This is a genomic window from Stenotrophomonas sp. Steno-Z10-HUANG, assembly GCF_056393075.1.
The window spans coordinates 1-12220 of sequence record NZ_JBWJPA010000014.1 but is presented as its reverse complement, the minus strand read 5'-3'; the positions used below and the strand labels follow the sequence as shown (position 1 = coordinate 12220).

Genomic DNA, 12220 nt, shown 5'->3' with positions numbered 1-12220 from the left:
GCCCCCGGGAGAACAGAAGGAACCCCCATGCGCATCGACATCTGGTCCGACGTGGTCTGCCCCTGGTGCTGGATCGGCAAGCACCGCTTCCAGCGCGCGCTGGCGCTGATGGGCGACAAGGCGCCGCCGGTGGAGGTGCGCTGGCATCCGTTCCTGCTCGACCCCGGCGCCGACGCCACGCCGGTACCGCTGCGCGAGGCCTACGCGGCCAAGTTCGGTGGCGCCGAGCGTACCGAGCAGATACTGGCGCAGACCCAGTCCACCGCCCGCGCCGAAGGCCTACCGATGGATTTCGACCGCGGCCAGGTCCGGGTGACCACGCTGCCGGCGCACCGCCTGCTGTGGCTGGCCGGGCGCGAGGGCGTGCAGGACGCGGTCGGCGAGGCGCTGTTCCGCGCCCATTTCGAGCAGGGCCGCAACCTGGCCGACCCGCAGGTGCTGGCGGAGGCCGCGGCCGCCGGCGGCATTCCGGCCGCGCGCGTCGAGGCCCTGCTGGCCTCGGACGAAGGCCTGGCCGAGGTCCGTGCCGGGCTGGGACAGGCGTAGGCGCTGGGCATCCAGTCGGTGCCGACCTTCGTCATCAACGGCCGCTACGCGGTGCAGGGCGCGCAACCGCCGGAGGTGTTCATGCAGGTGCTGGAGAAGGTGGCCGCCGAGCTGGCGCCGGCGCCGGTGGCCGGGAACCATGAACCGGGCTGCGGTGCGGACGGCTGCAGCGTCTGACGCGGCGGGCGCCATCTGCGACAATGCCGGGCTTGGCCGTATGGGAATCCGCACATGCTTCTGATCGGCGTCGCCGGCACCACACTGACCGCACGGGAACGCGACTGGCTGCAGCATGACGCCGTGGCCGGCGTGGTGCTGTTCAAGCGCAATTTCGCTTCGCGCGACCAGGTGGTCGAGCTGACCGCTGCGATCCGTGCCGCCACCGCGCGTCCGCTGCTGGTGGCGGTGGACCAGGAAGGCGGCCGCGTGCAGCGCTTCCACGCCGGCTTCACCGAACTGCCGCCGCTGGACGGCTTTGGCCGGCTGCACGCCACCGACCCGGACGCCGCGCTGGCGCTGGCCGAGCAGCATGCCTGGCTGATGGCCAGCGAAATCCGCGCGACCGGGCTGGACCTGAGCTTCGCCCCGGTGGTGGACCTGGGGCGCGGCAACCTGGCCATCGGCAACCGCGCCTTCGCCGGGGACCCGCAGGTCGTGGCGGCGCTGGCCCAGGCCTATGTGCGCGGCATGCACGCGGCCGGCATGGCCGCCACGCTCAAGCACTTCCCGGGCCACGGCACGGTGCGCGAGGACACCCACCACGACACCGCCATCGACCCGCGCCCGCTGCACGCGCTGGAAGCGGAGGATCTGCTACCGTTCCGCGCCGGCATCGACGCCGGCGCCGATGCGGTGATGATGGCCCACGTCATCTACCCGCAGGTGGCGCCGGAACCGGCCGGCTACTCGCCGCGCTGGATCAACCAGATCCTGCGCGGACAGATGGGCTTCCGCGGCGTGGTGTTCTCCGACGACATCGGCATGGCGGCCTCGTCCGCCGCCGGTGGGGTCAAGGCCCGGGTCGAAGCCCACCTGGATGCCGGCTGCGACGTGGTGCTGGTCTGCCACCCGGAGCTGGTCGAAGAATCGCTGCAGGCCGTGGCCGGCCGCAGCCTCAACACCGCCGCGCTGCTGGGCCTGATCGCCCACGGTGCCATGGGCTGGGGCGGCCTGCTGGCCGATGCCCGCCACGGCGATACCCGAACCCGTCTGCTCGAAACTCTTGGAAGAACCGCCTGATGTCCAAACTCACTCTTGCACAAGCCGTGGCCCAGGCCGACCTGCTGGTCGATCGTCCCGCCATCGACCAGGCCATCGCCGGCATCGCCGACGCCATCGCGCGCGATTACAAGGGCGAGGTGCCGGTGTTCCTGTCGATCATGAATGGCGCGCTGCCGTTCGCCGGCCAGCTTGCGCTGGAACTGGGCGCGCGCGGCCAGGATGCGCAGTTCGACTATATGCAGGCCTCGCGCTACCACGGCGAGAGCGGTGGCGAGCTGGTCTGGAAGCACCGCCCGGTGTCCTCGCTGTTCGGCCGCCGCGTGCTGCTGGTGGATGACATCCTCGACGAGGGGTTCACCCTGCAGGGCGTGCGCGACTGGTGCCTGGAACAGGGCGCCACCGATGTCCGCATCGCGGTGCTGACGGTCAAGAAGCACGACCGCTGCCTGGACGGCGTCAAGGCCGACTACGCGGGCATCGAGCTGCCGGACCGCTTCGTCTTCGGCTTCGGCATGGACGTGAGCGAATCGCTGCGCTCGCTGCCGGCGATCTACGCGATGAAGCAGTAACGGCCGGGTAACCGGTCCGCGCGATCGCACTGCCGCCTTCCGCGCAACGCGCGCCGGCCCGCAGCGGCCGGGGTGCCGGCGGTGTCCCGGGTCCCGGCGCGCTGGTGGGCGCCGGCGCGCGGCCGCTACGATGACGGGGCCACGCCCCGTGTCGCCCCGACTGCGAACAGAAACCAGGAAACCACGATGGACGATATCGCACTGGCCGTGATCGGCGGCACCGGTGTCTACAAGCTCGCCGCGCTGGACGATGTCCAGGCCCATGAGGTCCCGACCCGCTACGGTGCGCCGTCGGGCCCGGTGCGGGTCGGACGGCTGGATGGCCGTCGGGTGGCGTTCCTCGCCCGCCATGGCGAAGGGCATTCGATCCCGCCGCACAAGGTCAACTACCGCGCCAACCTGGCCGCGTTGAAGCAGCTGGGCGCCACCCGCGTGCTCGCCCTGAACACGGTCGGTGGCATCACCGGCGATTTCGGTCCGCGCGTGCTGGCCTGCCCGGACCAGCTGATCGACTACACCTGGGGCCGCGTTTCCACGCTGTGCGAGGAGGAGGGCAGCGAGGTGCTGCACGTGGATTTCGGCCATCCCTATACGCCTGCGCTGCGCGCGCAGGTGCTGGCCGCGGCACGTGCGCGCGGCGTCGCGGTGCATGACGGCGGCTGCTATGGCGCCACCCAGGGCCCGCGCCTGGAGACCATCGCCGAAATCGCGCGGATGCGCCGCGACGGCTGCGACCTGGTCGGCATGACCGGCATGCCCGAGGCCGGGCTGGCACGCGAGCTGGGGCTGGATTACGCCTGCCTGGCCATCGTCGCCAACTGGGCGGCGGGCTGCGGTGACGCGGCCGAGATCACCATGGAAGAAGTACTGGCCAACGTCGCCGCCGCCTCGGCTGGGCTGCCCGCGCTGGTGGGGGAGCTGGCCCGGGGGTGATTGTCATCGCGGCCCAAGCTTTGCATACTCCGCGAGCGCGCTTCATTCAGCGTGCATCAATCCATTCATCGAACAAGGTCTCGCATCACCATGCCGAACGGTACCGTCAAGTGGTTCAACGACGCCAAGGGATTTGGCTTCATCTCACCGGAGGACGGCAGCGCCGATGTCTTCGCGCACTTCTCCGCGATCAATTCCAAGGGTTTCCGCAGCCTGCAGGAAGGACAGCGCGTCAGCTATGACGTGACCCAGGGCCCGAAGGGCGCCCAGGCTTCCAATATCACGCCGGTCGAGTGATCCACTCGGCTGTGCCGGAAAAACCCCGCCGAGGCGGGGTTTTTTTTTTCGCCGGCCGCCTCCGGGAAACGCAATGAACAGGTCACTGGATATTGCCATCGTCGGTTACGGCACCGCCGGCCAGTCGCTGGCCGTGCTGCTGTCGCGCGACGGCCACCGCGTGCAGGTATTCGAACGCGCGCCGCGGCCCGGGCCGGTGGGCGCCGGCTTCCTGCTGCAGCCCAGCGGGCTGCAGGTGCTGTGGCGGATGGGCCTGTTGCCGCAGGTGCTGGCCCATGGCGCGGCGGTACGCCGCCTGTACGGCGAGACCCCGTGCGGGCGCGCGGTGATGGACATGCGCTATGCCGGGCTGGATGCGCGCCTGCACGGGGTGGGCATGCAGCGCGGGGCGCTGTTCTCGCTGCTGGACGCGGCGTGGGAGCCTGGCGACGCACTGCACGTGGACTGCTGCATCGGCGCCATCGACGACGGCCTGCGCCGGGTACGCGACCAGCACGGGCAGTGGCACGGCCCCTTCGACCTGGTGGTCGCCACCGACGGCGCCGCGTCGGCGTTGCGCGCGCAGGTGCGCGGCACGCGGCTGGACCGCCCGTACCCGTGGGGCGCGCTGTGGTGCCTGCTGCCGGCCGGCGACTGGCCGTTCGTCGACGAACTGCGGCAGCGCTACGTGGCCGCGCGGCGGATGATCGGCCTGTTGCCGGTGGGCACGCGCCCCGGCGACGCGGTGCCGCGGCTGAGCTTCTTCTGGAGCCTGCCGGGCGATGGCTTCGAGGCCTGGGAGCGGGCCGGGCTCGCGCCCTGGCTCGACGAGATCGCGCAGCTGTGGCCGGAGGCACGGCTGCGGATGCAGGACATCGGCATGCCGTCGCAGCTGGCGCGGGCCAGCTACCGCGACGCGGTGCTGGACCGCTGGTACCGCGGCGGCCTGGTGCTGGCCGGCGACGCCGCGCATTCGATGAGCCCGCAGCTCGGGCAGGGCGTGAACATGGCGCTGCTCGACGCCCTGGCCCTGCGTGATGCACTGCGCGGGCAGCCCGACCTCGATGCGGCATTGGCGCATTACCAGGCAACCCGCCAGGCGCATGTGCGCCTGTACCAGTTCTGGAGCCGCTGGCTGACGCCGCTGTTCCAGTCCGACCGCGACTGGATCGCGCATGCGCGCGATCTCCTGTTCGGGCCGCTGGGGCGCATGCCGGGCGGGCGCGGGCACATGCTGCGCGTGCTCAGCGGCACCCAGCAGGGGGTGTTCGGCACGTTGCCGCTGGCGCCCGGGTTCGTACAGGCGCTGGCCACCGGCGGCTGAGCCGGCCGCCCGGCGCCGCACGGCGCGGCCCCGGCGTGCGGCAGAATGGACGGCATCCTCCCGTGCGCAGGGGCCGGCCATGAACACCGAAGCAGCGCCGTTCGAAACCCACGTGGTATTCAACCAGCCGCCGCCGTTTCCCGAATGCAACCTGTGGCGCGACGACCGGGTGCTGCGCGAGGCGGTCGCACGCGAAGGCGGCGGCGCGTTCGCCACGGCGCTGGACGACTACGGCGCGCTGGCTGGCGGCGAACTGTACCGGCTCGGCTTCGACGCCAACCGCAACCGGCCGCTGCTGCGCACCCATGACGCGCAGGGCCAGCGCATCGACACCGTGGATTTCCACCCCGCCTGGCACCGCTTGATGGACGCGGCCAAGGCGCACGGCGTGGCCGGGCTGTCGTGGCGGCAGCCGCAACCGGGCGCGCACGTCGCGCGCGCCGCGTTGAGCTTCCTGCACCACCAGGCGGAGGCGGGCAGCAGCTGCCCGCTGACCATGACCCATGCCGTGGTGCCGGTGCTGCGCCGCGAGCCGGCGCTGGCCGAGTGGGCGACCAAGGCCGCCGCGCCGCATTACGACCCGCGCGACCTGCCCATCGCGCAGAAGCCCGGCATCACCGTGGGCATGGGCATGACCGAGAAGCAGGGTAAGGGTGTCATGAAAGCTATGGACGCACATATATGACATAGAAGACCATGGACATCATGAGTGATTGTCGATACCCTTCCCTGCATCGAATGACGGCGTCCGAGGAAGGGGATGGCGCGCCTAGACAGGATTTGTTTCACGCCTCACGAGTTTCTTCTGGCGGAAGGAGCCGGGATTCGGTGGGTGGCGAAGGCTCACGATGTGGATGGCCGATCCGAATTGCAGGCAGTCAATGGAGTGCCTGTTCTCTACTGGGGGTCAGGGGAGCCGTGGACAGAAGCGAACCTGTATTTCGCCGCACGCGCGGACTTGGTGCTCAGTGAGCAGTTGTCTGTCGCGACGCTGGAGGCGACGGGGCAAGCGCTCTTGGCTTACATGAAGTTTCTTGAGTCCCAGCCGGAGCTACATTGGAGCCAGTTCCCCAAAAAGAAAGCAGATCGGCCGACGACCCGTTTCCGCGGCCACCTCGTCATGTTGCGAAAGAAGGATCGTATCGCTGCCTCGGTCGCAACAGCGCACATGGCGGGAGTGATCAAGTGGTATCGGTGGGTTAGGAGTGAGAGGTTGATTTCGGCAGACTGGCCGCTCTGGAAGGATCGGATTGTTCCGATCACGGTTAGCGACGAACACGGATTCAATCGGACAATCGCAGTTGCGAGTTCTGAACTCAGCATTCCGAACAAGAATCGCAATGCTGTCAAACTCGAGGATGGGCTGCTTCCCGTTAGCCTGGAAGAGCGCGACAGCATCCTCGAGTTGTCGGCCAGGCATAGCAGCTTGGAATTCAACTTGATGCTGCGTCTCGGATTCCTCACAGGACTGCGATTGGGATCGATATGCGATCTCAAGCTGGCTACGTTGACGAATGCGGTGCGTCTCGCGGAAACTCCATTGCTTCACTACCTGAACATCGGGCCAGGTGTGCGCGGCGCGCCAGTCAGGACAAAGTTCGGTGTGACCGGGCGGGTGATCATTCCAACGGAACTCCTATTGGAAATGCGTGCATACGTAAATTCCGAACGGCGACTTCGGCGGGAGGCACTGGCAGCGCCGGAGCACAAGAATCTGGTCTTCCTTAATCGGTATGGCAAGCCGTACGCGACACGGGATGATGGCAAGAGCCCCTCGGTGAATGTCGATATGTTGCGCCTGCGCAAGGCGGCAGCCATCGAAGGTCTCAATCTCAAGGGGTTCAAATTCCACCGATCGCGCGCAACGTTTGCCACTTCTCTGGCGGAAGCGGCTACTCGGATGCCTGGTGCATCCGTTGGGTGGGGCGACATCATTTCCTTGATTCGTGATCTGCTGCTGCATAAGGACGAAGCAACGGCCGCGCGTTACATCACCTTCGTCAAGCAACAAAAGGTCAAAGCGTACTGGGCCAATGAGTTCACGAAGTTCCTTTTCGGAAGCAGGCTTGCTGGGCAGGAAGAGCCGGTCGATGCGTGAGTTCGCGCCGCCAAGGATGTTGCTGCCCGTGAGTTATACCGAGCGCCAAGTGCGATTGTATGTCGATACGCTGTTGTGGCGTGGCGCTGCCGGAGCCAATGCATCAAATGTTGTCGAGAGGATTGCCTGTGGTGAGTTCGGGCGTCCAATTGAGAAGCGCCTAGAGACAATCGAGCTTGTCTTCGAATTCCTGGAAGCTGAGGCCGCGCAGGGAGACAGGGATCAGACCGTCCGAAATTTCTACAGCCATCTCCGTTCCTTTTACGCGTTCGTGGATAAACAGTCCGGTGACGTCAATCTGTCGAACGTCAGGGAGTGGTTCAAAGCGTGGGTGGAGTATCTGTACCAACGCGTTCGCTTGCGTGAACTGAAAGAGAAAGTGGTGTATCACCAGGGGAAAACGGTTGCCAGATTGTTTTCTCGAGCCATGGATGTTCCTTACGTATCGATGTCGAAAGGAACGAGGCTCAAGAAGCCTCGCAAGTCGAATCAGGCTCTCGGTACTGAGGCGGACAAGCAAAACCTCGCCGGAACGCAATCCTTCGGCATCGACTTGCTGGACATCGTCGAGAGCTTGAGTTTCGACGATTGTCTGGGGCCATTGCCCGTGCATGTCAAGTTGCGGTCCACCGGGAAATCTCATGAATTGTGGTGCGGTCTGCAGCCCACAAGCCGGGTTCTGGCAGAGACTGACGCCGAGAACCGACCGTTTGGTTCGCCAAAGATCATACGTGCCCGTCGCAACAGGCGATCGACCGAGCCAAAGCTGGAGGAGCGGCTCATGGTCATCAATCTGCGGATCTGCGCCGAGTTCCTCATCTTCGTGGCGCAGACGGGCATGAATAAAGCGCAGGCAATGGCACTGACGCTGGGCGATTATCGGTATGAGAGCTTCATGGACGGATATGCAGTGCGCAAGTACAAGGGCCGGAAGAAGGGAGATGTAGAGTTCGAGATCTACAGCGAGTATCGCCCTCACTTCGAACGGTATCTCGATTTCCGCCTCCGGGCGATTCCCGAGGGATACTCGGAACTCTTGTTTCCGGTTTTTGCGCGGAAGGGCGCGCCTCCTGGGGCCGTCTTCAATATCGAGAACGTACGGCGATTTCTGGCGAAGCTGGGCAGACCGTTCATCGCCCCGCAAATGCTGCGCGGTACGCGGGTCAACTGGCTCGCCCGCGCCGTGGGTGACAACGCCGTGGTGGCAGAGATGGCGCAACACGACGTGGCGACCCTCGAGCGGATCTACCTCAAACCAAATCATCAGGTGGCCGCGATCGAGTGGACCAAGTACTTCCACGGGATCGAAGATTCGCTGCAAGCGGCACCTGCTCCAGGCGGATGCGCATCGCAAACGCCCGCGCGGGCTGCGGGCGTGAGCGAACGTGCACCAGAGCCTGATTGTCGGAACCCTGCCGGTTGCTTCTTCTGTGACCTGTACCGCGGGATCGAAAGTCTTGATTACGCGTGGTCGATGGCCAGTTTCAGGATGCTAAAGCGGCTAGAACTGGCCAAATACAAGCGCGTCGACGCCGACCTGAAAACGAATGCGCCGCTGATGGTGGTCGAGAGGATCAACGACATCCTGACTGACTTCGGATCGCGTAGCGGCGTGCATGCTGATTGGGTCCGGGAAGCGGAAGCACGTTGCCTGGAAGAAGATTATCACCCGCGGTGGGCGGGTTTCATTCTGCTGTCGGAGGTCATGGCGTGAATGAATTCGTGTTAAAGCTGGACAGTCCCTATGCTGTCCCTGGCATCGCCAACTACCTGTTGCCTTCGTTTCCGCCCCCGCCGGATTTTCCGATAGCGGTGGATATGGCGGGAGCAGTGGTCTGCCGGTACGCCGACCCGAGTTGGAATCTGTCTTGGCTAGCTGGCAAGCCCGTGCGACTGGATTTTGGCGTGGCTCCCAGGCGCCGCGATAGTTTGCGCCTGAGTTCAGGAAACAGCGAGTTGTTGAAGCAGGTGATGATCTACTACATGTACGGCGAACGGAACCTGGTCACGGTTGACACGCTGAGCTTCTATATCGCCTCGTTGCGCCCTTTGTTCAAGCTCTGTAACGACAACGGTATCCTTGTGTCCGATCTGGCTCGATACCCAAAGGTGGTTGCGAAGGTCAGTGGCGTTGTGCACAAGTCCAAGCTGGGCGTCGTGATGTCTATGCTGTTTGAGTTGTACAACGCGCGGGAGTTCCTGCAGTTCGAGATTTTGCCGCCGGAACATCTCCAGATGATCATCAAGTCTGCACCGGAGACCACCAAGCGGCAGCATCCCTACATTCCGCCGCGGCTGTGGCTGTACCAGATGGAGAGGTGCCGTGAGATGCTGGAGGAATTCAATCGACGGTGTGACGATTTTGAGGCAATCTACCATCACTGCCTCGATGTGTATCAACGGAAATACGGGTCGCTCGCGGCGTTCTACGAGTTGCCGCCTGGACCGCGCATGACTGCGTTCCAAACCAACGCCGCCGCTGGGTTCGGCTCTTTTGCCGACACCGCGAGGGCATTCGGTGTGGCGGAGGTTATCGAGAAGTGGGTCGTTGATGTAGGGTCGACTCTCGATGAAGGATCGGGAGTCAGGTTGCTGTCGAAGTACTTCGGTGCAGTGCAGTTCGTGGGTAGCGTTTACCTAGCCAGTTTCAGTGGCATGCGTGCGTCTGAAGTTGCACGTCTCCGATCGGACTGTCTGGTCGTCGACCACGATGAGCGGGTGGGCGATGTCCATCTACTGCAGGGCGATTCACGCAAGACAGTCGACGACGACAATGCGATCTGGATCACGAGCCCTACCGCGAAAATTGCAGTGGAGGCGATGTCGTCGGTTGCCAGGATGCGGATGACCACTGCCCTCGAAGATCCTCGCTTCGAGGTGGCTCAGGCGTTGGTCGAGAACCCGTACCTTATCACCCGTACGTACGAGCCGTGGGGCGTCTTGAGGGTAAACGATATCGGGTTGGGCGAGGAGGTGCGAAAGGCGTTGTCGTTCCGTGAATGGCGTATGCGTTGTCCCCGCTTGTTCGACCCAAAGGAGATTCTGATCACGGAAGAGGATCTACAGGCGGCGAGGCTGGTTACGCCTTCGCTGGATGTGGATCGGTACGCGGTCGGGAAGCCTTGGAATTTCACATTCCACCAGTTGCGGCGTACCTTGAACGTGAACGCCACGCATAGCGGGATTGTGTCGCTGCCGAGCCTGCAGTATGAGATGAAGCACCAGACCCCGACGATGTCCTTGTACTACGGACAGGGGTTCTCGCGGCTCCGGCTGAACCGGGCCATGACCACCGAGTTCATCGAGACGATGTTTCAGGCATTGGCGACACGGGCCTCGTTGTTGCTCGGGGATGAGTTCGCCTCGCCTCTCGGCGAGAAGCACAAATCCCGTATGGTTGAGTACATCAGCCAGCGCACCGCGAATCAGCTCTTGTCCATGGCCAAGAAAGGACAAATTTCTATTCGTGAAACCGTATTGGGCGTCTGCTTGAACCGGGACTATTGCCCCTATGGCGGCATCGATCATCTTTCGGAGTGCACGCGTTGCGACAAGGCTCTGATCAGCAAGGCCAAGCGAGACCAGATCGAGAGAGCAGGTCGATTGATTGCCCAAGCCATCGTCGACGTGGATAGCGTAGATTCGTTGTTGCGTGAGTGCTTCGATGCGCAGGAAGTGGCGGTGAAGGAGGCATTGAATGTTATCGATGCGGATTGATCCCCCTGTTATGGGTAAGGCCGAGGCAGCCTTTCGTGCTGCGTTTCTCCGGCTCAAGCTGGGCAAACCGGAAACTCTGCCTAAGGGGACGCCGGTCACGCAGAATAATGTCGCTCGCGAAGCCGGTAAGGATCCAAGTGCATTGAAGAAGGAACGGTTCCCTGCGTTGGTCAGGGAAATTCAGGGATGGATCGCGACGAGTGGGGCGCCACTGAAGAGCTCACGAACTCCGCGTGAGGAGCTAAGGGCTGCCCGTCGTAGAAATCAGAGCATGAGGGATCGGATAGAGGAGCTCAAGCGCGATAGGGATCTTGCCCAAAGCAAACTGATGTCAGCCGAAAGGGAGCTGCTTGAACTCTGGAGGGAGGTCGTTTCGTTGCGCCAGATGGTCAATCAGAATGTCGTCAGTCTTGGGTCCCGTCTGGTCGAACAGTAGTAGAGCGAAGGGAGGGAAATTGTCATGCGGCGTTGGCTACGAACTTGTTCGGAAGGTGGGCCGCAATTGGAGAATGGATTGTTCGCGGAGTTGGGTGCATGGACAGAAGGGGTTCACCCCGTTCTGACGCTCACTCCCGCGGCGTGGGCGGCTTCCTCGACCCGCAGGCCGTGGTCGATCACCCGTTCAACAAGAAGGGCTCAACCGCGAGGCGTAAGACGGGCATGTTTATGCAGGTTCATCCGGGGCTCCTGGGGTGCTTGATGGGTCGCACCTCCAGTGTTCCGGGATCACCCCGGATGAACAACCTACTGAGAGATCACAGCTAGGGACCATTATCGAGGGTAGGGGGCGATCCAGAACGGTCTTGGCAAGACGATCACTCACCTCCAGAAGCGGCTGGCCAGCCTAGTCGCGTGTCATTGGTGAGCGGCCCGTGCTCGCATTCTCGGGCCCATTCGGGGGTGGTTCTAGGATCTTCGAGATCAAGCCCGAACGGCGAATGGGATGACGCCACGGTCGCGGCCAAGTGGCCGACTTGTTCGATCGTTGGAAAGTGACGAGCAGTCCTGACTGCCTTCCGCCGAACGTCCACCGGCAGACGCTCATCCCGAGCCAGCTCAATTAGGAATCCGCCTGCCCAAACCAATGCGCGACTGCGCTCGTGTGGCGTTGTCATGGTGCCGCTCCTGAGGTCGTCATGACTAGTATCCAGTCAGGCTCTCTCACTCATTGAGATCGAAAGTGGAAGGGTTCAGCGGCTACTGCCTGATAGGCGAACCGCTGCCTCACGACCTCTGGTCGCTCGCATCCTTCCGAAGCTTATCTGCGACCAACTGCTCCGCAGCTTGCGCTGATGACGGGGCCGGCGGTTCGCGGGCATCTTCGAATTCCTTCCGGAGCTGGGGCGCGTACGTCTCCAGGAACATCGCCGTGTGGAAGCGAAACTTTCGTGCCTCGCTCGGCAGGGAAATTCCGAGTTGCTTGGCCACCAGGGTGGCGTAGTTGAGCTGGGCTTCGGTCGGCTCCTTCAAGTCCCAATCGAGACTGTCTTTCAGGAGGGTCTCGACCTGCTTTTCCAAGCGCCTCACGAAAGTGTC

9 protein-coding genes and 4 pseudogenes are annotated in these 12220 nt (G+C 63.9%); 10 read left to right on the top strand and 3 right to left on the bottom strand.

Translation table 11 applies throughout. From position 1 onward, the window contains the following. The first annotated feature begins 27 nt into the window (after positions 1–27). The 10 genes and pseudogenes from AC06E6_RS15840 to AC06E6_RS15795 all read left to right on the top strand — a co-directional run bounded on the left by AC06E6_RS15840 (position 28) and on the right by AC06E6_RS15795 (position 10684). A pseudogene (locus tag AC06E6_RS15840) lies at positions 28–723 on the top strand (DsbA family oxidoreductase). A gap of 54 nt (positions 724–777) precedes the next feature. After that, positions 778–1785, top strand: a complete 1008-nt coding sequence (gene nagZ / locus AC06E6_RS15835; RefSeq protein ID WP_104938420.1) for a beta-N-acetylhexosaminidase — start codon at positions 778–780, stop codon at positions 1783–1785. Beyond that, positions 1785–2336: a hypoxanthine-guanine phosphoribosyltransferase gene (locus tag AC06E6_RS15830; RefSeq protein WP_104938421.1), complete on the top strand. Its 552-nt coding sequence runs from the start codon at positions 1785–1787 to the stop codon at positions 2334–2336. The genes nagZ and AC06E6_RS15830 overlap by 1 nt, the downstream gene beginning before the upstream one ends. Positions 2337–2522: 186 nt before the next feature. Continuing rightward, entirely contained in the window at positions 2523–3269 is a 747-nt protein-coding gene (locus AC06E6_RS15825; RefSeq protein WP_104938422.1) for an S-methyl-5'-thioinosine phosphorylase, read from the top strand. 90 nt (positions 3270–3359) lie between these two features. After that, complete coding sequence (cspE, locus tag AC06E6_RS15820) at positions 3360–3566, top strand: transcription antiterminator/RNA stability regulator CspE (protein WP_003488188.1); 207 nt, start codon at positions 3360–3362, stop codon at positions 3564–3566. Between the two features lie 73 nt (positions 3567–3639). Beyond that, positions 3640–4869 (top strand): FAD-dependent oxidoreductase, encoded by a 1230-nt coding sequence (locus AC06E6_RS15815; RefSeq protein ID WP_478061979.1) that lies wholly within the window; start codon positions 3640–3642, stop codon positions 4867–4869. 79 nt (positions 4870–4948) lie between these two features. Beyond that, positions 4949–5536: pseudogene (locus AC06E6_RS15810) on the top strand (DNA alkylation response protein); the annotation flags it as partial. 165 nt (positions 5537–5701) lie between these two features. After that, positions 5702–6967, top strand: a complete 1266-nt coding sequence (locus tag AC06E6_RS15805) for a tyrosine-type recombinase/integrase (protein WP_478061977.1) — start codon at positions 5702–5704, stop codon at positions 6965–6967. Further along, on the top strand, positions 6960–8681 hold the full coding sequence (locus AC06E6_RS15800; protein WP_478061975.1) for a site-specific integrase: 1722 nt from the start codon (positions 6960–6962) through the stop codon (positions 8679–8681). Before AC06E6_RS15805 ends, AC06E6_RS15800 begins: the two co-directional genes overlap by 8 nt. Beyond that, positions 8678–10684, top strand: coding sequence for a hypothetical protein (locus AC06E6_RS15795; protein WP_478061973.1), 2007 nt, complete (start codon positions 8678–8680; stop codon positions 10682–10684). Before AC06E6_RS15800 ends, AC06E6_RS15795 begins: the two co-directional genes overlap by 4 nt. Before the next feature lie 555 nt (positions 10685–11239). Here AC06E6_RS15795 and AC06E6_RS15790 read toward each other — a convergent pair. From AC06E6_RS15790 to AC06E6_RS15780, 3 genes and pseudogenes are all read right to left on the bottom strand, one after another. After that, positions 11240–11362 (bottom strand): annotated as a pseudogene (locus AC06E6_RS15790) (leucine zipper domain-containing protein); the annotation flags it as partial. A gap of 137 nt (positions 11363–11499) precedes the next feature. Beyond that, a complete protein-coding gene (locus AC06E6_RS15785) occupies positions 11500–11799 on the bottom strand; it encodes a BPSL0761 family protein (RefSeq protein ID WP_330947193.1) in 300 nt (99 codons plus the stop codon). Between the two features lie 109 nt (positions 11800–11908). After that, positions 11909–12220: pseudogene (locus AC06E6_RS15780) on the bottom strand (hypothetical protein); the annotation flags it as partial.